Below are 20235 nucleotides of genomic sequence, written 5' to 3' on the forward strand. Positions count from 1 at the left end.
TGATCGGCAAGAAAAGGTGACTCCGCCTGAGAGTTGAGCCGCGTCAAGTCTTGCTTCGTTCGGATCACCGAGTATGTAGTAGTGATTTTGGCTTTACTACGAATTGATACTTGGATTGAATGCTCTTCATCACGCGACAACAGGAAAAACAAGACAATAAGTAATCCATAAAAAAGGGAATTTTTATGAGCAGTCAAGCTGTAAAAGGCCGGCGAGTCATAAATACCGGGTCTGAATTGGATGAAAGACTCAAGAGTACATTTGAGAAATGCCTGCGTCCGTTGGACGGCTGCCATTATGCTTACTTTGTCATGTACAAGGGGCGAGAGGTAAAACCGAGGATTTTCTCCAACTACCCCAAACGCTGGCTCGATGTGTACAAGGCCGAGAATTATCATCTTGTCGACCCGGTCATCAAGCACGGTTTGAAGTGCATAGCACCTTTCTTCTGGCATGAAGCGCTTGAGTCCAAGGCGACTGATCAAGGCCAGGCGGTATTTGCATCCTCGGAAAAATATCAGATATCCGACGGCTTCACGTTCAACTTGCATGATGCCAATGGCCTGTTCGCTGCACTGAGCATCAGCAACACCGAGCGGCGTAAGGATTTTGAGCAAACCATGATGCGCAGGGCGGCCGAGATCCAGATGACGCTCATTCAGTTTCAACACAGGTTGACTGATTGTTTTTCCTTGAGCGAGCTGTTTCCCGAGTTGACTGAGGCCGGTCTGTCGGACAGGGAACTTGGCGTATTGAAATGGGTGGTCATGGGCAAGGCCTACAGCGAAATCGCCGCCATTCATGCCATTTCCGTGCGCACCGTGAAATTCCATATGGCCAACATTGTCGACAAGCTTAGCGTTTGCAACGCCAAGCAAGCCGTCTACAAAGCGGTCAGCCTGGGGTTGGTCTGAATCTGGCAGGTCAACGGCGGTTTTTCGGCAGCGGATACGCCACGACGCTGCCTTGCCTCTATCGTTTGCCTGAGGCTCCAGTCGTTCTCGGGGCGCACCGGCATTCTGAGCAGCAGAACCTTTTCGCCGGGGGAAGCTTCGCCGGTATCCAACACCTCGTAGTGCCAACCCGCTCTTTGGACGATGCGCGACATGGCGTGGCTGACCACCGTTATGATCGAATCCAGGTTCTGCCGAGCAGCATGGTCGTGCATGGCCAGAAGCAGCATCTCGGTCAGCGGCACCTGACTCAGTCCCATGGCTCGGGAGCGGGTCTTATCAACAAAAAAACGACTGGACTCGGCGATCGCCTGGTCTTTAGGAAGTTCGCAGTTGAAGAAGTTTCGGAATGGACCTTCGACCATATAAGGATTCAACGTATTGATCAGGCGCAAACTACTCAGGGGGCGGCCCGCATAAAAACCTACCAGGTAAGTTGCGCAGACAGTGTCATACTCATCAATCTCCCTGCCCAGGTGAGTGGTGACGCGCCAGTCAAGTCGATCGGAAAAAACTTCCTTCCTCAAGCCATACAGGTCAGCCAGTAAGTCTTCCGAGGCGTCTGAGTAGTTGATGGCGTGAAAGCTGACCTTGTCCATATGCCCTGCAATGTCCTTGCGTATTTGATATTTGAACTGTTAGCGCGCGCAGAGCATGGCACACCATTCAAAAAAAGCAGCTGTACCTAGATACAGGCGCAAAAATTAAAGCTGCACCCAAGTACAGTTGTCGGACAATAAAACAATGATAACTATAGAACAGGGTTTATCCACGGCGCCGTGAGCCAGCCAAATGGGATAAGCATCTTTAGCACCTATAGGAATAACAACATGAGTGTCATGACCCGTCTGGATGATAAAGAAGATATCACCCAACATGAAATTTCTGCCTTGAAGACCCGCTTCAATCTGGCTGACGCCCACACCCATCAGGACCAAAGTGTCACCCAACAAGAGATCGTCAATCGGCTTCCCGAACTCTGGTATCGCGCTCAAGGCCAAAGCCAGTACCAGAGCGAGCAGGAATTCATCCAGGCGTTCTTTACCTTTCATGGCCAGGAGCACGCGCTCAAGCGCCATGATGAAATCTATCTGGTTTACGCAGCCTCGATCGCGATGCACATCACCGCGACCTACCTGCGCAAACGCAACATGAGTGTCGGCTTGATCGAACCATGCTTCGACAACCTGCATGACCTGCTCAAACACATGGAAGTGCCGTTGACGCCGCTGGACGAAGCCCTTTTGCAATCGTCAACCGATGTCTATGCGAAGCTTCAATCGGCGGCCGCAAATGTCGATGCGATTTTCCTGGTCGACCCCAACAACCCGACCGGTACCAGCATGTTCGCCGAGGGCGCCGACACCTTTGTCGAAGTGGCGCGCTATTGCAAGGACCACGGCAAGCTGCTCATCCTGGACTTCTGCTTCGCGGCGTTTATCAAGGCGGCCGGGGGCAGTCGCGTTGATGCCTATGCCATCCTCGATGACATCGGTACCCAGTACATCATCATGGAAGACACCGGGAAAACCTGGCCGCTACAGGACACCAAATGCGCCACGATCATGTCCAGCCAGGCCATCAACGCTGACATCTACAGCATCGTGACCAGCGTATTGTTGAACGTGTCGCCCTTCATCCTGAATGTCGTGACTCAATACATTCGCGATAGCAGTGATGATGATTTCGAATCGGTGCGCTCGGTACTTGACGTTAACCGCGCTGCCGCCCGACGCCATCTGCAGGGCAGCTTCCTGAATTACCTGACGCCCAAGATCGAAACCAGTGTCGCCTGGTTCGAGATCCTGCGTGACGGTGTTACTGCCGATGATCTGCAGGCCTACCTGATGGCGTACGAAGTCTACGTCCTGCCGGGCAAGTACTTTTATTGGAGCCAGCCGCAGGCGGGGCAGAAATATATCCGCCTGGCACTGGCACGCAAACCCGAGGAGTTCGAACAGGCGGTCGAAACCATCGCACGCGCTTTGGAGAACTATCATGGCTGAAGCTTCCATGGCGGTTATCGACGCTACTGTTTTCATGGGCATGCACCATAGCGACCCTGAGATTCGGGCCAGGTCGCTGGGTTTTTTCGGCGCGTTTTATTCGCGTCAGGTGCAGATGAGTTTCGGTCAGATTGGTATCTGTGATGCCATTATCTGGAAAAAAAGCCGGCACTTGCAGGACGTCTATTACCCCTTCATGGATGTCCTCCATACAGACATGGATATCCAGCGTCAGGGCTATTGCAACAAGGTTCTGAAACGCGCCTGCCTGGAGCCTGACTGGGCGCACCTGAGCGTGGAAAAAAAGTTATTGGTGGCTCATGTCGTTGAGCACCAACAACCTTTTTTCACCCATGACGAGTCGCTGCGCGAGGTGGGTTTACTCAAGCCATTCCTGAAGACGTTTCCGCCCTCGGTTTCGCAATCCGCATTTCCTGAAAAACTTCAGCGCTTGTACGAGCAGTCCATGGAAATGACCATCGGCCAGGAGGACTTCCAGCATGTCGGCTAAGCACATCTATGTACCGTTGATTACGCCCCTTGATGAGCATTCGCATGTCTGCGAAGCCAGCGTGCGCAAGTTGCTGCATAGTTCGCGGCCGTTTGTCGATGGCTACATCCCGTGCCTGACATCCGGTGAAGGTTGGCGGCTTGGGAAGCGCGACTGGCAGCGCATGCTGGAGCTGACGCTGGCGCACGCGCAAGATAAAACCGTCATCGCCGGCATTGAACGGGCGACCACCGCCGAAGTCATCGAATATGCGCGGTTGGCGCAAACCCATGGGGCCCAGGCGGTCATGTTTACTTCGCCTTTCGCTTCAGGCACCAGCCAGCAAGACATGATCGATCACTACCGGGCGGTCCATGACGCCACGTCGCTGGATATCTTCATCTACAACGAGTCGGCCCTCTCAGGTAATGAAAAAAGCTTCGACACCTTGCTTGCCATCGCCCAGTTACCGAGAGTCATCGGCATCAAGGATTCACCTTCCCAGCCGCGCGTCCAGAGTGAAATCGAGCGCCTGCGCAACGAGGGGCTGGATTACTTCATCGGTTGGGAAATGCTGTTGGCGAGAGAGCTGGAGTCCGACGGCAATGTCGTGTCGTTGGCCAATCTTGAGCCAGCGCTTTGCCGGCTGGCGATCAGTGCCCGACAAACCATGGTCGGTGGCCTGGTGGCGACGCTCAATGAGCAATTCGAACTGGCCGCGGACGATTGGTACGCTCATGTCAAAAAGGAACTCAAGGCACGCGGCGTCATCAGCACCGACCGAGTCTTCGCAGAGCAGGAGGTCATGGCATGAGCGACCTGCAGAAACAACTGTTCCTGGCAAATCGCGCCTGCATCAAGCAGCTCAAGCCATTGGAAAGCCATATCCTGGCCTTCGAGCGTGACTGGATCGAGTCGACCATCGACAAGACGCGGACCGCCAATCCGCCGACTGATCTCGCCACGTTACGCAAGCAACTGGCTGAACTGGTGGAGATCGACCGCAGCGAGGTGCCGCCCAGCGCGGTGTATGTCAGCGAGCATATGAACCTTGAGGAATTCAAGATCCTGGTGCAGGAATTCGCCCTGGATGGCTTGACCGAGGCGCAGGTCTTTTACCACCTCATGCCCCGTCTCAGCCTGGCCGCGCAAATGCCGATGTTACGCATGATGATCGACGAGTTCGGGTCCGGTAACCTCAAGCGGTCCCACACCACGTTGTATATCGATCTGCTCAATGAGTTGCAGATGCCCACTGACCTGGCCTTCTATATCGACGTCAACGCGCCGGCCGGTTTCTCGTTTCCCAACATGTTCTGCTGGTTGACGATGAGGGCGGATGATCCGTCGTACTTCGCCGGCGTCATCACCTACTTCGAAACCGTCGTGCCATTCTTTTTTGAATGCTACACGTCGATCTGCTCGCGGTTGCAGATCAAAGCCCACACCTACTATTCCGAGCATGTCCATATTGATGTTTTCCACGCCATTGAAGGCCAGCGGTTGCTCAAAGCGATGGACGTGGCGGGCGACCTCGATCCTGTCAAGGCGTGGGAGGGCATCTGCATGGGACGTGACATCACTAACGCCGCGTTTGATGCGGCCGTCGATAAGGCCAGGCGCCAAAAACACTTCGACAAGGAGCGCATGATTGAGCGAGCCATCTGAATTCTATCGTCCGGGCACGTTCGCCGTCGTAATCGACGATCAGCACTTTGAAGTGCCGCATACTTGCCCACACCGCGCCGGATGGCTGGAGCACGGGGTGATCAATCAGCAGCGTAAAAGCATCACCTGCCCCTTGCACTTTTCGGTGTTCAGCCTGGAAACGGGCGAGCAACTCAGTGGACCGCCTTGTGGGCGCCTTGAGGTGAAGCGCTTGAGTTAGCACCCAAGTTGACGGTGCGGTATTACTGTCGTTCGCCGCGTCCTCTTGGGGATGCGGCGGTTTCCGTCAAGGTTGGCAGTTGCGCGCCAGCCCACCGATTGCCCATGCCCGGATAGCCCACCCATGATCAAATGGTTCAAGACCCTCACCCGAACGGATGTCATTGCAACACTCGCCTTGGTCGTCTCCATTGCGTCCGCCTACTTCAGCTACCAGCAATACCAGGACGGCATCGCCAGTCGCAAGACGCCGATCATTGTCCGTGTCGGTGCTGAACACGACAAAATTTCGTTCTTCAAGCCCCACGCCGACTTCCCGGTACTCTTCAAACAGCGTTACAAGATCATCCTGACCAACAACAGCTTCAATCCGGAAAGCGTCATTGACTGGCGAATATGGGAGCGCCGGGAGGAGGGCGGCGGGCAGTACATCGGCATGAAATCCAAGCTGCTCGACTCCACGGGAATGCCGATGACCTTGCCATTCCTGATCGCTGCGAAAGAAAGCAAAGTGCTCTTCGTCGACGTTGGCCAGAAAGTCACGCCAGAGGCGTGGGCGGCGGTGGGACCCGCGGTGAACCTTGGAAGAGAACTGGACTGGTTCGACGCAGACAGGATTTTTGCCGACGCGGGTTATCCACAGTTCGGCCAGCTTGCGCCGGGAGAAAGCTCCCGGTATCAGGACCTGCAAGTCAACCGCTGGACCAAGGGCCCCGCGTACCAGGAATTCCAGTTGAACTTCACCAAGGCCGATGGCTACGAAGTAGCTGCGCAGTTATCGCTGAATGTCAGTGATGTTTATCCACAGGGGGAGGCGGTGCGGTAGATGGACGCCAGCTAGGCTAGGACACCAATAAACAAATCCAGATTTGTTGGGAGAGGTACGCCGATAATTTTAGAAATTTCTGTGACCTGTTCATTCGTCAGCAGCCATTCCCCTTCAGCCATTGCGTTAAGACTTCCATGGCCTAAAAGCTGCACGATTTGACCATTGAAGGATTCATCCAAATCGAGATCGAATTGAAGCGAATCATCTTCTTCCCCGTCCGGTAAGAATCCACTGATAGATAGGTACATAAGAACTCCTATTTCTCTACTTTGCGGCCGGGTTTGGCCGGTTTGGTTTGCGCGCCGGTATCGGCGTTGTACTCCCCCAAATGCTCGCCCTGCTTGTTGTACAGTTCCACTCTACCGTTTTCAGAATCCCATTCGTAGATACGCCCCTTCTTATCTTTCCAACGCCTGCGAGAGCTGCCGCCACCTTGCACCCGTGATTTGAACCGGACATGACGTGCATCAGGAAACGCAGCCAGCAATTTTGGAGCAGGATGATAACTATGATCCCCACCAAAGGGCCGGGTAAACACTACATAAAGCGACTTCAGCCCCGTATCCGCCGGAAATACCAGAATCCAGTCTTCGGCCGTGATGTCTTCACCGGGCAACCCACCAATCTGGCTGTCGACATCCTCCGCTATCGGATGGACGAAGATCGTGTCCAGCTGTTTGCCAATATCCTCCGGATAGGTCAGCGGCGGAAGCGAGCCATGCGGGGTCTCCTGGGGTGTCCAGATAAGGGTGACGTCGTTGAGCTTGGCTTCCATGGCGGTCTGGCCGGCGTTCCAGGTCACCTGTACGGTGCGCACCGAGTCGTCGCCGGACGGGCCGCTGTGGATGCCATATACCTGGAGCACGCCTTCGGCATCGCGGCGTAATTGGAAGCGCACGCGGGTGGTGGCGTGGCTCAGGCGGCGTAGCTGGTCATCGGTGTACAGCGTGCCGTCGTTCATCTTCGCCGGGAGCATGCCCAGGACGAAGACGCTGGCTGGGCCGCCGGCACCGCGTAGCGCCCAGGTCAGGCGCTGTTGCATGATCCCGCCGCCAGCGATGCGGCCCAGCGCCAGGTCAGCGCCGAGGGCCGAGGCAATGGCGGTACTCGCCGAGGGCATGAGCATGGCGCCCGCCACCATGATCCGGCCGAAATTCGAGGCCGGTTCGCGGGTGGTGCCGGCGCCTGTGTTGCACCAGTTTTCCGCGCTGCAGGATTTGGCAAACACCAGGTCTTCGCGTGGCTTGGGCTGCGGCCATCGTTCCGGGGGCCTGCGAACCGGTTCAGGCTCCGGTTTGTGGCGCGGCATCGAACCAGCGCCCGAGCCGACGAACGCCATGCTCACCAATAACAAGTCGCCGTTCCTGACGGCCTTGACGATATCGATGCCTCCGTGGACTCTCGAGTGTATTCGATACTGATCCGGCCCATAGACGGTGAGGCCGTTCATCAGCGCGCTCTCGACCGTAAGCGCGGCAACATCGGCAGCCACGGTCGACTCAAAGCTTTTTTCCCCCCACCTTATCAAGCGCATTGCGTTCCTTTGCGTTTCAAGTAGGCGGGCCATTCTGGTGAGGCGTTCCCTGACCAGCAATGCAAGGACCTTTGCGGCATATGTCTGGCTTGGAAAAACGCTACAGATCTGAGCAGTACATCATCCCCGTGGCGAGGGAGCTTGCTCCCGCTGGGGTGCGCAGCAGCCCCCGGCGGTACGCAAGACGAAAATGGTTGGCAGGTTATGCGACTGCTGCGCAGCCGAGCGGGAGCAAGCTCCCTCGCCAGGGGATTGATGTGGTTCAACGGATCGCGGTGCGGCAGCGGTGGTTCACTCGAAGCTCAACACTTCACAGCCCTTGGCCTCGACCATGTCGCTGAAGACCGGCAAGCGCGCCACAAACTCCGTCTCGAACGCCAGATACCGATCCTGCGCCGGCACATAACGAATCTCCGGTTTGATTCGCGGCAGGTCCTTGGACGTCAGCTTCAGTACCTCGTTGCTCCGTTGGTTCCAGAACCACGCCAGCGTGTGTGTGCCGAAAGTGTTGGCGCGGTAGCTCCACACCCACCAGTCGCCATGCCCACGCGCGACGTGAAGTTGGCCATGAAACGTGCGCAAAGTGATCACCTGTTTGGGCTGGGTGACCAGCAGGCGGGTGTCCTGGCGCAGCTCACTGCCGAAGCCGTCCAGCGTCGCCTGGGTCTTGGCGCCGGTGATGAAGTTGAAGCGCCACGCCAGCAACACTGTCTCCTGATACCCCGCGTGCTCGAGGTTCTGCCGCGCGCCTTCGCTGAACAGCAGAATCTCGTCACCGCCCAGATACGCCGTGGCTGGCCGCAGCTTGTAGGCTTCGGCTGGCATCGGTTTGGCGGGGACGGCCCGGTGCGGCGGGTCCAGGTTCCAGACCCAGCAGCGCTTGCCGTTGTGCTGCATGAACAACAAGCGGCGGGGGCCGATGGGCAGGATTGTCAGCTCCTCCGAATCCTCGAAGATCACCTCGCTGCTGTCCCCCGTGATCCGCCAGATTCGCGTCAGATGCTCGGGCTGGTAAATGCGCTGGCGCTCGAAAATCTCCTCGTCGACCACGACACAAGGCTCTTCGAATGCCTGCCAGTGCATTCCGGCAGGGCCGAACTCTTCGATGATATCGCCCCGGAGGACCTCGTATTTGAACCGATCATCCGCACTGTAATCGCCGTGTTTGACCTGGCGCCTCCACAGGCTGCGCTGGGCGTTGGCGTCGATCAGCCGCAGATCGGCGCCGTCCACGCCATCGGTGCGCTGTTCGAGCATGTCCTGTTCGGCGGGCGGCCATTGGTTGTAGTCGATCAGAAAGCACAGCCAACGGTCTTCGTCCTGCTCGGTTATCGCGGCCCAACCGTTGCGGTAGTTGTATGCATGAACATAGGTGGGGCCGGGATAGTCATGGACTTCCTGCAACCATTTGACTTTGCCGCGCTTGGGTTTGGCCGGTTTGCGCGCTTTCACCGCAGGTGGCTCGATCAACGTCGCCGTGATCCTCGGCTCCCCGTGGGGGCTTTGCCAATGCTGGGCAAACGCCTCACGCTGATCGGAAGGAAAAATCACCGGCCGATAATCGTCGCCACCGGCATCCAGGTTCCACAAGTCATAACCCTGACCCGCCAACACCGGTGCCAACGCCTCGAAGCAGACCTCGGGCATCTCGTTGGACAGCTCATCCAACAAAACCTCGAACCCCGGGCCGGCAAACACACCGACGTCGGGATAGTAATGCTGCAACAGCCCGAGCAAGTCGCTGCCCGGTGTTTTCCAATCGATATGAACCAATGGGTCAAAACGAGCTGCCATCACCGCTGTTTCCTTGTGGTTTCTCTGCGTATCCTAGCTGCACACCACCCACCTCAAGCAAACCAATAAGCCGATTTGATTGATTGGTCGGGCACAGACTACTGTGGGAGCGAGCCTGCTCGCGAAAGCGGTGGGTCAGCTTGCAAAGGTGTTGGATGTACCGCCGCCTTCGCGAGCAGGCTCGCTCCCACAGGTAGTTCAGTGACTCAAAACTCCGGAAACTCCCCCAGATAACAAACCGGCGAACTCGAATCCGCCTGCTTCTCCACCTCATCCTCCAGCCACTGCGCCAACACCACCGCATTGTTCTCAACCGTCGACTTGGCCGCATACACCAACGTCAACGTCCCACACCGCGCAACATCTACCAGTTTCCACCAGTGTTCTGGCCGCGCCGCCAGCTGACCCCGATAGGCCGCGCTGAACTCGGCAAATGAAAGCGTCCCCGCTTTGAACGCCTTGCGTAACTCATGCGAAGGCCCCACCTCCGGCAGCCAGTCAGCAATTGCCAATGCGTCCTTGCGACAATTACGTGGCCACAAGCGGTCCACCAAAACCCGCACGCCGTCCTCGGCGCTGGCGGTTTCGTAGGCGCGCTTGCATCGGATCATCAACATCTGCCTGTCGAAGTGGGACCGCGTCAGCATAGGTCGCCCGCGACGAGGCGACCAGCCTCCATCCACTGCACTTTACCCAGCCTTTGTGAAAAAAAGTTCACTCGATCCCTTCAATCAAAAGCCGTGGGCGCTCAAGCAAAGGTGCGCTCCGCAGGCGGCAGAGATGATGACGCGGAGCACTGTGGGGATTTTCGAGCCGTCATCCGTCCGGAGGCGGTTTTCCATTTGATTTGTCGACAGCGAACCGCCTGGTCGTCATGGCACGGCCCGCCGTATTAAGGATGAGTGAACAAAAATGAACAGAGTTTACCGAGTCGTCTGGAATGCCGTGATGGGCGCATGGCAGGTGGCATCCGAGTTGGTCAAGAGCCACGGCAAGGACAAAAGCCGTACCTCGCTCAGCCTCGTCATCGGCGTGGGCGGCGGACTTTTCGCCTCGGTAGCGGCGGCGGGAGCGTTGCCCACCGGAGGGAACATTGTCGCGGGTAACGGCAGCATTCAGCAGAATGGCAACAACATGTCCATTCATCAGGGCAGCGACAAGCTCGCGATCGACTGGCAGGGCTTTTCCATCGGCAAAGGCAACACCGTCGAATTCGTCCAGCCTGGCAAGGCGTCGGTCGCCTTGAACCGTGTGCTGGGCTCGGATGTATCGGTAATCCAGGGCGCGCTGAAAGCCAACGGCCAGGTGTTCCTGGTCAACCCCAACGGCGTACTGTTTACCCCCGGCGCACAGGTTGATGTGGGCGGCCTGGTGGCCTCCACGCTCAACTTGAGCACCGAAGATTTCCTCGCTGGCAACTACCGTTTCAGTGGCAACAGTGCCGCCTCGGTGGTCAACCAGGGCAACATCAATACAGCGCAGGGCGGCACCATTGCCTTGATCGCCGCAAAAATCGTCAACGAAGGCAACATCACCGCGCACAAGGGCAATGTACTGCTCGGCGCCGGCAGTGTCGTGACGCTCGACCTGGGCGGGCCGGTGCAACTGGAAGTGAAAGAAGGCGCGCTTCAAGCGTTGATCGAAAACGGCGGCGCCATTCGTGCCGATGCCGGGCGCATCCTGCTGACCGCCCGTGCGGCGGAAACCCTCGCAAGCACCGTCATCAACAACACCGGGTTGATCGAAGCGCGTTCCCTGGACATCGGTGAAAATGGCCTGGTCACGCTGATGGGGGACCATGGCGATGTGCAAGTCGCTGGGCGTATCGATGTGTCCTCCGACACCGCCAAGGGCGGCAAGATCGTCGTGACCGGCGAGCGCGTGGCGATCAAGGCGGGTGCCGAGCTCGACGCCACCGGCGCCAAGGGTGGCGGCGAAATCAATGTGGGCGGCAGCTGGCAAGGCAAGGACCCGTCGATCAAACAGGCCAGCCAGACCACCATCGCCGCAGGTGCCGTGCTCGACGCATCGGCCACCGACAACGGCAAGGGCGGTACCGTGGTGGCCTGGTCGGATGTCAAGAAGCCGGGCAGCGTGACCCGCGTGGACGGCACCCTGAAAGCCACCGGCGGCGCCAAGGGCGGCGACGGCGGCAAGATCGAGACCAGCGGTGCGAAGCTGGCGGTGAGCAAGGCGGCCGATGCTTCGGCTAAAAACGGCAAGGGCGGCTTGTGGTTGCTCGACCCGGACAGCGTCACGGTGGGGCCGGGTGACGGAGGGTTGACCGGCGGCGCCAACGGGACAGAAGCCACGGTTGGCTTCAACGCGATCGATACGGCCCTGGCCGGCGGCACCGATGTGGCGATCAAGGCTGACAACAGCATCCACTGGAATGGCGACTACACCCCGTCGAGCATCAGCGGCGAGCGGACGCTGACCTTGCAGTCCGGACACAACGACGGCGGAACCGGCCGCTACGTCTTCGGCAATATTTTCCTCAACGGTGATATCGACGCCAGTGGCGCCGGCAATGGCAACAGCCTGGCATTGATTCTCAACGGCAAAGTCGCGCTCAACACCGATGTGAGCCTGAAAAGCAACGGCGGCAACGTCGTGTTTGCCGGCGTGGTGGACTCCGACGCGGTAGCCAACAACCGCCAACTGCGCGTCGATGCAGGTTCAGGTTCGATCATCTTCAGCGACATGGTTGGCGGTAACAGCGCGTTGGGCGCGCTGTACGCGACCACCAGTGGCGCCGGCAAAACCTACATCAACGGCGCGAAAGCCTTCACCATTGGCGAACAGGTCTACACCGGTGCCGTCGAGCTGGGCACTTCGCAGTTCCTGAACGCCGACTTCGAGAACGGCCTGGTCGGTTGGCAGACGTCCATCGCCCAGTTCTTCACCGGCGTCACCGTGGTCGACGGCGTAGTATCGCCGGATGACCCGACGCTCCCGACCACCTCGCCCACCAACGGCAATGCGCCGAGTGTTTCGCCTGGCGACCAGGGCGACATGAACTACAAACCGCTCACCCCGGTTGCCGCCGCTGGCCAGGGCAAGGACGGCGGCGCTGCGCTGCTGCTGGGTACCGAGAACAATTCCAACTGCCTCAACGCACCCGCCGGCTGCATCATGCGCGGCCCGTCGGTCGTGAGCGAGGGCACGGTTTCGCTGGCGGCAGGGGAGGCGGTCAGTTTTGATTACAAACCGGTCGCGGGCGGCGACACCTACGATGTCTTCGGCTATCTGTTGAACGTCAACACCGGCGAATACCAGATCATCCTGAACGAAACGGGGAACGGTACCGGCGCGGTGAATTGGCAAACCCGCACGGCAACGGCTGATAGGGCCGGCACGTACAAGTTCGTCTTCGTTTCCGGCAGCTTCGACCAGACCGCCGGCAAGCAGGTCGGTGGCTCGCTGTACGTCGACAACATCAAGACCAACACTTCGGGCAGCAAAGGCCTGCAGGGCAGTTCAATCACGTTCAACGGCAGCCTCAACAGCACCGATAACAACCTGGCCATCAAGGCGGACGATATCAACTTCAACGGTGGCGTTGGCAGCGTCACCGGCAACGGCAGCATCGCCCTTGAAACCAACACCCCGAGCAAGAACATTGCCGTGGGTGGCAGCACCGGCGATGCCCCCGGAGCGTTGGAGCTGACCGGCACCGACATCGGCGCACTGAGCGACGGGTTCACCTCCGTCAAGATCGGTGGCGCGGACATGACCGGTGACATCAACGTCATCGAGCAGACGCGCTTCAACGACAGCCTGGTCCTCGATGCCGGTACCGGCAATATCCACATCAATGACCAACTGACCGTGGCGGATGCACCGGGCACTGGTAACGACGACAACAAACCGGCTCCGGTGCTGGCGTTGCAAAGCAATGGCGGCAAGATCGACCAGACCGCTGGCGGCGCCATTACTGCCGATGGCCTGGTGCTGTTGGGTAACGGTGCCGTCCATGACCTGGACAACGCCGGCAACGACGTCAATACCATCGCCAGCAACACCGGCACGGTCAGCTTTGCCGATGTCGATGACCTGACCGTCGGCGTCGTGACCATTCCCGACAGCCAGACTCCGGCAAACCCGCAAGGCGTACCGGTTGCCGGCATGACCCAGACCGGTGACCTGAACCTTGTCTCCGACACCCTCACAGTCGGCCAGGCCTTGGTCACCCAGGGCGATACCAGCCTGAGCGCCGACGAAATCGACCTCGCCGCGAGCGTCGCCGGTGGCGGAAGCCTCACCCTGCAGCAGAAGACCGATGGCCTGGATATCCACCTGGGCGGCAGCGACGATCCGGAAGTGACCGGGCCAAACGATCCGCTGGTGCTGTCCGACGCCGACCTGGCCAATATCCAGGATGGCTTCGACAAGGTCGTCATCGGTAACGACAAGACGCGCAATATCACCGTCGACGACGAGGGCGCGACCTTCAAGGACGACCTGGCCCTGGTCGCCAACGGCGTCCTGGACCTGCTGGGCAATCTGGCGCTCAAGGATCCCGAAGGCACGGACGAGGACGGCGCCACCGGCAAGGGCCTGACCCTTAGCGTCGACGCGGGCAAAGGCGCGACCCAGGCAACTGGCGCGACCATCACTGCGGACGAACTGGCCTTGCGCGGCGAAGGTGATTTCAACCTGGGCAAGGGCGGGCATGACGTGAGTGTTATCGCCGCCGATGTCGGCAGCCTGAAATTCGCCGGTAACGGCGACCTGACCGTGGGCGTCGTGGACGGTACCGTGGGGATCACCTCCGATGAGGCGGTCACCCTGAAAACCGATCACGACCTGACGCTGGCCAAAGGCATCACCATCGAAAACGGCCCACGCGATGACGCCAACAATGGCGAAACCCGTGCCGACGACATCATCACCCTGGAAGTAGGGGGCAACACCACCCAATCCAGCGACGTCGGGGCCAAGCTGGATGCCAGTGGCCTGGTGCTGCTGGGCGGCAACTACGCGCTGAACAACTCGGGCAACGTGATCGGCGATATCGCCAGCGAGGCGGGCAAAGTCCGCTTCGACAACAACGGCGACCTCAAGGTGGGCACGCTGACCGCGACCCATGCCGACGGCACGCAGACCAGCCTCACCGGCGTGAACAACACGGGTGACGTGAGCATTGGCACCCAAGGCAATCTGGCAATCAACGAAGGGCTCGCCACCAGCGGCAACGTGTTCCTCAACGTCGCTGGCAAAACCACTCAGGATGGCAACGGCAACATCACTGCAGACGGTCTCGCGCTCAACGGTGGCGACTTCGAGTTGCGCAACAACGGCAACGTGGTGGGTGACATTGCGAGCGAGGCCGGCAAGGTCGCGTTCAACAACACCGGCAACCTGAAGGTCGGCACGCTGACTGAAACCGACGGCAGCGGCAACGTGGTCAAGACCACCACCGGCGTGAACAACACTGGCGACGTGAGCATCGGTACCCAAGGCGATCTGGCGATCAACGAAGGGCTCGCGACCAGTGGCAACGTGTTCCTCAACGTCGCTGGCAAAACCACCCAGGACGGCAACGGCAACATCACTGCCGATGGTTTGGCTCTCAACGGCGGCGATTTCGAGTTGCGCAACAACGGCAACGTGGTCGGTGATATCGCCAGCGAGGTGGGCAAGGTCGCCTTCAACAACACCGGTAACCTCAAGGTCGGCAAGCTGACTGAAACCGATGGCAACGGCACCGTGGTCAGGACCACCACCGGCGTCAACAACAGCGGTGACGTGAGCATCGGCACCCAAGGCGATCTGGCGATCAACGAAGGGCTCGCCACCAGCGGCAACGTGTTCCTGAACATCAGTGGCAAGACCACCCAGGACGCCAACGGCAACATCACCGCCGATGGCCTGGCACTCAAGGGCGGCGATTTCGACCTGCGCAATGCCAGCAACTGGGTCGGCGATATCGCCAGCCGCGCGAAGGACGTCAACTTCGTCAACCGCAGCGACGTCACCGTCGGCAGGTTGACCGAGACGGCGCTGGACGGCACCCAGCTGGACCAGATTGTCGGCATCGGCAACACCGGCAAGGTTCAGGTCGTTACGACGACCGGCAATATCACCCTGGCCGAGAGCGTCAGCACCACCAGCAACGCTTCCGATGCGATCGTGCTTAACGCCGGTCAATCGGCTTCGGCGGGCGTGGCCGCGGGCGGTGACGTGAAGGCTGATGCCGGCGTGACGGTGTCTACCGGCGTTGGTGGTCGGGCAGTGATCTACACCGGCAGCCTCGCCGGCAGCACCCGCATGGTCGATGTGGTCGGCAGTGGCAGCGGCAATTTCCGCTACAACAGCGACGAGCAGCAGAGCAACTTCGGCAGGGCGCTGGGCAACAGCGGCGTGCATGCCGTGTACCGCGAGCAACCGACCCTGGTGGTTTCCACCAACGGTACGACCACCCAGACCAAGGTGTTCGACGGCAGCACCACCTTCGACGGCGGCGGTATCGGCGGTTATGACGCCAACGGTCTGTGGAACGGCGACACCAAGCAGATGCTTGGCAACCCGTTGTACTCGGTGGGGGCTTCCGGCCCGGGCTCGCACCTGATCAACATCGGTGGGCTGGCTGACCTGGGTTACCTGATCGTCAGCAATCCGGCCAACGCCAACCTCACCGTGACCTCCTCCATTGACTATGAGGCCGTCCGGCAGAGCGTCGCCGATGCAACTCGCGTTGGCGCGCAGCAGAACTCGCCGCATGCCCCGGAGCTCGATCCGGCCCAGCCGAAACCGGCTGACTGGTCTGACTACGGCGTCGAGGACGGCGGTCTCCTGCTGGTGGACCAGGGCGGTACTCGGGCGAACGGCAATGCGGGCGACAGCGTTTCGGCCGCCCAGGCCGAGGACGCCGACAGCGAGCGGGAACTGGCCGGGAACGTCTGCTCCGACGGCGGGGTATCCGCCGGCGGCGCGTGTGCGGCCTATCCGCCGCAGACCGTGTTCGTCGTGCGTGGCGGTGTGCGCTTGCCAAGTCTGGCCATGCGTCCCTGAACCCTGACATTCACCTTTTCATTTGAAGGAGCCCCCTGGCCACGTCCGCGGACGTGGTCATGGGCCCAGGCAAGCCGAATTTTTCGAGATTGATCCAATGCATAACAAACTGATGTCCTGCGCCGCCGGTCTGGCGTTGTTGTCCACCTCCCCGGCCTGGGCGGCGACTCTGCCGGCACGCCCGATCCCCGACGCCGGTCGTATCCTGCAGGAACTGCCGATTCCGCAGCAGGAGCTGCCGCAAAGCATTCGCCTGGATGTCGAGGCACCACAGCCGACACAGGAAAAAGTCGGCGGCGCCAAAGTCCAGCTCAACGCCGTGCGCTTCACCGACAACACCCGCATCGACGAGGCCAGACTGCAACGCGTCGTCGCCCCGGCCATCGGTCAGGCCCTGGACCTGGATGCGCTGCGGGAAGTGGCCCGGCAGGTCACGCTTTACTACCGCGAGCAAGGCTACCCCTTCGCCCGCGCCTACCTGCCGGCACAACGGATGGAGAAAGGCGAGCTGACCATCGCCGTGATCGAAGGCCGCTATGGCAAAGTCACCGCCGTCAACAACGATGCAAAACTGGCCGCCCAGGCGCAGCCGTTCCTGGATGACTTGCAGCCGGGCGACGTGATCGAGCGTGAGCGCCTGGAGCGCAGCATATTGGTGCTTTCCGACTTGCCGGGCGTGGCGGTGCGTCCGGTCATCCGTCCGGGTGAAGCGCTTGGCACCGGTGACCTCAATGCCCAGGTAAGTAAAACCGAGACCTTCGAGGGCAAGGCCACGCTGGACAACCACGGCAACCGTTATTCGGGGCGCAATCGCCTAACGGTACAAGGCGACTGGAACAGCCCGCTGATGTTGGGCGATCGCCTCAGCGCCGCGGTGATGGCCACCGATGAAGACTTGTATTTCGGCAGCCTCGGTTACTCGATGCCACTGGGCACCTCTGGCCTGCGTGGCAACGTCGGTTACGCCCAGAGCTCTTATGACCTGGGCGCCGAATTCGCCGACCTGGGTGCGACCGGTACCGCCGAAGTCAGCAGCATCGGCCTGAGCTATCCACTGCTGCGCAGCAACCAGGCGAACCTCATGCTGGCCGGGCAGTACCAGCACAAGGACCTTGAAGACAAATACGAAGTGCTCGGCCTGAGCTTTGAGAAAAGCAGCAACTCGCTGCCCATCAGCTTGCAGTTTGACGTCAGGGACACGTTGTTCGGCGGCGGCATCACCTACGGCGGCGCAACGCTGACCTACGGTGACCTGAAGCTGGATTCGGCCCTGCGCGAAGGCGACCGTCAGACCGCCCAGACTGAAGGCGACTTCAGCAAAGTGAATGTCGACCTCGCCCGCCTGCAAGCGCTGCCAGCCAACTTCACGCTCTTCGCCCGTTTCCTTGGCCAGTGGAGCAAGGACAACCTCGACTCCTCCGAAGATTTCAGTCTCGGCGGTATCGATGGCGTACGCGCTTATCCACAAAGCGAAGGCTCGGGCGACGAAGGCATGCTGACCCAGATTGAGCTTCGCTACCCGATCGACAAGCTCACGCCGTACCTGTTCTGGGACGCCGGCAAGGTGCGCATCAACCACAACGAGTGGGCCGACGAGGAGAACACCCGCAGCATCTCCGGCGGCGGTGTCGGCTTGCGCGCTCAATACGGCCAGCTGTCGTTCGACGCAACGGTCGCATGGCGCCACTCCGGCGGCGAAGCGCAAAGTGATACACGCCAGGAAAACCCGCAACTGCTCGCTCAGATCGGTTATTCGTTCTGATTGCATAAAGCGGTGGCGAGGGAGCTTGCTCCCGCTGGGCTGCGTAGCGGCCCTATGAAAAACAGTTCGGCAATTTGAGCGCCTTACCTCTGTGGCGAGGGGATTTATCCCCGTTGGGCTGCGCAGCGGCCCCTGAACCAGGCACCTCGGTGTGCCAGGAAAATTGGGTTTGCTGCTTTGGGGCTGCTGCGCAGCCCAGCGGGAGCAAGCTCCCTCGCCACGGGTTGAGTGAATGGCATCAACTGCGTCGGCCATCTCGCCTGTTGGCTTCAACCAAAACTCGCCTGGACTGAAGGCGCAGCCAATCTTGCCTGCCATCCTCCACCGGATCTGAAATAGAAACCGAATCCCTGTGGGAGCGGGCCTGCCCGCGAATCGGCGGTGGTAACACTGTTCATCCAAGGATTCACACTAACCCCGTGGCGAGGGAGCTTGCTCCCGCTGGGCTGCGCAGCGGCCCTATGAAAAACAGTTCGGCAATTTGAGCGTCTTTCCTCTGTGGCGAGGGGATTTATCCCCGCTGGGCTGCGCAGCGGCCCCTGAACCAGGCACCTCGGTGTGTCAGGAAAATTGGGTTTGCTGCTTTGGGTCTGCTGCGCAGCCCAGCGGGGATAAATCCCCTCGCCACAAGGGGGCGTCGTTCGCTGTCAAAACTCGCCTGGGCTGATGTCCAGGCGCAGCCAATCTTGCTTGCCATCCTCCACCGGATCTGAAAATAGAAACCGAATCCCTGTGGGAGCGGGCCTGCCCGCGAATCGGCGGTGGTAATACCGTTCATTCAAGATTCACACAACCCCTGTGGCGAGGGGATTTATCCCCGCTGGGCTGCGCAGCGGCCCCTGAACCAGGCACCTCGGTGTGTTCAGGAAAATTGGGTTTGCTGCTTTGGGGCTGCTGCGCAGCCCAGCGGGAGCAAGCTCCCTCGCCACGGGGTTAGTGAACGGCAGCCCCCGCATCCTTGGTCGCCCGCAAACGAGACGACCGTTTATCGCCCCTCAAAAATTTGATAGCTTCAGTTCTCGCTTTACCTGCCGCTATATCGATTTGTTGCCGGCCCGGTACATAATTCCTCGCTTGGCAATTCGCGACAGTGACCTGGCTGAACACAACAAGAGACCTGGCGAATGGACAACGGACGATACGAAAGGCCGGCAGCGGCGGCGGGGGGCTCGGCGGCGTCCGATGCGTTGCCGCATATTCTGCTGATCGACGATGTCCCTGAAGACATCCGCGCCACGCTCATCCTGTTGAAGACCCAGCCCTGGCGCATCTCGCTCGCCAGCGACGCCTATCAAGGCTATCAACGGGCACTTGCCCTGCGCCCGGACCTGATCGTGCTGGATGTGCACATGCCACAAATGGACGGCTTCAGCCTGTGCCGGCTGTTGCGCGAGGCACCGGCCACCCGGCATACGCCGATCCTGTTCCTGTCGTCGGCGAATACTTCATTGGAGCGCCTCGAAGGGCTGACGGTCGGCGCGGTGGACTACATTCCCAAATCCTGCGCCCCCGAAGAAGTGCTGGCGCGGATCAAGATCCACCTGCAACTGACCTGGCGAGCGCCACCGGCCCTCCACGAAAGCCCGGCCGATCCGGAACCGCAAGGCGATGAAATCGTGCTGCGCGCGGCGATGCGCCTGATCGAAAACCAATTGGATGACATGCCGTCCCTCGGCATTCTCGCGCAAAAAGTCGGCACCCATGAAAAACGCCTCTCGGCGATTTTTCGCGAACACCTGGGGATGACCGTGTTTGCCTACATCCGCGACGCCCGCTTGCGGCGCGGCCAGGATCTGCTCGCCGAAAGCGCCATGAGCGTGCAAGACGTCGCCGAACTGGTGGGTTTTCGCAACGCCTGCAATTTCACCACGGCGTTCCGCCAGCGAATCGGCATGACGCCCAGTCAGTTTCGCCAGCAAACCCTGGGCCTTAGCGAAATCGAGTCGGCCGGGCGCGCCTGATG

General features: G+C 59.8%; 15 protein-coding genes. 10 read left to right on the forward strand and 5 right to left on the reverse strand.

The annotated features are described in order from the left end of the window. Positions 1 to 185 precede the first annotated feature (185 nt). The gene (locus tag PSH78_RS05135; protein WP_305498933.1) at positions 186 to 914 is read left to right on the forward strand and encodes a LuxR family transcriptional regulator; all 729 of its coding nucleotides are present in this window, start codon (positions 186 to 188) and stop codon (positions 912 to 914) included. On the opposite strand, the gene PSH78_RS05140 is transcribed toward PSH78_RS05135, so the two are convergent. Beyond that, on the reverse strand, positions 884 to 1552 hold the full coding sequence (locus PSH78_RS05140; protein ID WP_305498934.1) for an acyl-homoserine-lactone synthase: 669 nt from the start codon (positions 1550 to 1552) through the stop codon (positions 884 to 886). The genes PSH78_RS05135 and PSH78_RS05140 overlap by 31 nt on opposite strands. 231 nt (positions 1553 to 1783) lie before the next feature. Here PSH78_RS05140 and PSH78_RS05145 point away from each other — a divergent pair, with 231 nt between their 5' ends. The 6 genes from PSH78_RS05145 to PSH78_RS05170 all read left to right on the forward strand — a co-directional run bounded on the left by PSH78_RS05145 (position 1784) and on the right by PSH78_RS05170 (position 6162). Then, positions 1784 to 2959: a pyridoxal phosphate-dependent aminotransferase gene (locus PSH78_RS05145; protein ID WP_305498936.1), complete on the forward strand. Its 1176-nt coding sequence runs from the start codon at positions 1784 to 1786 to the stop codon at positions 2957 to 2959. Then, positions 2952 to 3470, forward strand: coding sequence for a DUF6190 family protein (locus PSH78_RS05150; protein ID WP_305498937.1), 519 nt, complete (start codon positions 2952 to 2954; stop codon positions 3468 to 3470). The genes PSH78_RS05145 and PSH78_RS05150 overlap by 8 nt, the downstream gene beginning before the upstream one ends. Next, positions 3460 to 4263, forward strand: a complete 804-nt coding sequence (locus tag PSH78_RS05155) for a dihydrodipicolinate synthase family protein (protein ID WP_305498938.1) — start codon at positions 3460 to 3462, stop codon at positions 4261 to 4263. The genes PSH78_RS05150 and PSH78_RS05155 overlap by 11 nt, the downstream gene beginning before the upstream one ends. Further along, on the forward strand, positions 4260 to 5117 hold the full coding sequence (locus PSH78_RS05160; RefSeq protein ID WP_305498939.1) for an iron-containing redox enzyme family protein: 858 nt from the start codon (positions 4260 to 4262) through the stop codon (positions 5115 to 5117). Before PSH78_RS05155 ends, PSH78_RS05160 begins: the two co-directional genes overlap by 4 nt. Continuing rightward, positions 5101 to 5337 carry a Rieske 2Fe-2S domain-containing protein gene (locus PSH78_RS05165; RefSeq protein ID WP_305498941.1) on the forward strand — a complete coding sequence of 79 codons (237 nt, stop codon included), beginning with the start codon at positions 5101 to 5103 and terminating at the stop codon, positions 5335 to 5337. The genes PSH78_RS05160 and PSH78_RS05165 overlap by 17 nt, the downstream gene beginning before the upstream one ends. Before the next feature lie 123 nt (positions 5338 to 5460). Next, a complete protein-coding gene (locus PSH78_RS05170) occupies positions 5461 to 6162 on the forward strand; it encodes a hypothetical protein (protein WP_305498943.1) in 702 nt (233 codons plus the stop codon). Positions 6163 to 6173: 11 nt separating this feature from the next. Here PSH78_RS05170 and PSH78_RS05175 read toward each other — a convergent pair whose 3' ends face one another. The 4 genes from PSH78_RS05175 to PSH78_RS05190 form a co-directional block, all read right to left on the reverse strand. Beyond that, positions 6174 to 6413, reverse strand: coding sequence for a pyocin S6 family toxin immunity protein (locus tag PSH78_RS05175; protein ID WP_305498945.1), 240 nt, complete (start codon positions 6411 to 6413; stop codon positions 6174 to 6176). 8 nt (positions 6414 to 6421) lie between these two features. Next, entirely contained in the window at positions 6422 to 7699 is a 1278-nt protein-coding gene (locus PSH78_RS05180; protein ID WP_305498947.1) for a colicin E3/pyocin S6 family cytotoxin, read from the reverse strand. 291 nt (positions 7700 to 7990) lie between these two features. After that, positions 7991 to 9493: a hypothetical protein gene (locus PSH78_RS05185; protein ID WP_305498948.1), complete on the reverse strand. Its 1503-nt coding sequence runs from the start codon at positions 9491 to 9493 to the stop codon at positions 7991 to 7993. Between the two features lie 206 nt (positions 9494 to 9699). Further along, positions 9700 to 10104 carry a DUF488 domain-containing protein gene (locus PSH78_RS05190; protein WP_305501180.1) on the reverse strand — a complete coding sequence of 135 codons (405 nt, stop codon included), beginning with the start codon at positions 10102 to 10104 and terminating at the stop codon, positions 9700 to 9702. A 301-nt stretch (positions 10105 to 10405) separates the two neighbouring features. On the opposite strand from PSH78_RS05190, the gene PSH78_RS05195 reads away from it, so the two are divergent. The 3 genes from PSH78_RS05195 to PSH78_RS05205 all read left to right on the forward strand — a co-directional run bounded on the left by PSH78_RS05195 (position 10406) and on the right by PSH78_RS05205 (position 20233). Next, on the forward strand, positions 10406 to 16510 hold the full coding sequence (locus PSH78_RS05195; RefSeq protein ID WP_305498950.1) for a filamentous hemagglutinin N-terminal domain-containing protein: 6105 nt from the start codon (positions 10406 to 10408) through the stop codon (positions 16508 to 16510). Between the two features lie 97 nt (positions 16511 to 16607). Beyond that, positions 16608 to 18272 (forward strand): ShlB/FhaC/HecB family hemolysin secretion/activation protein, encoded by a 1665-nt coding sequence (locus PSH78_RS05200; RefSeq protein WP_305498951.1) that lies wholly within the window; start codon positions 16608 to 16610, stop codon positions 18270 to 18272. Positions 18273 to 19396: 1124 nt separating this feature from the next. Continuing rightward, positions 19397 to 20233 (forward strand): helix-turn-helix domain-containing protein, encoded by an 837-nt coding sequence (locus PSH78_RS05205; RefSeq protein ID WP_305498953.1) that lies wholly within the window; start codon positions 19397 to 19399, stop codon positions 20231 to 20233. The last annotated feature ends 2 nt before the right edge of the window (positions 20234 to 20235 follow it).

It is taken from the genome of Pseudomonas sp. FP198 (assembly GCF_030687895.1).
GTDB lineage: Bacteria > Pseudomonadota > Gammaproteobacteria > Pseudomonadales > Pseudomonadaceae > Aquipseudomonas.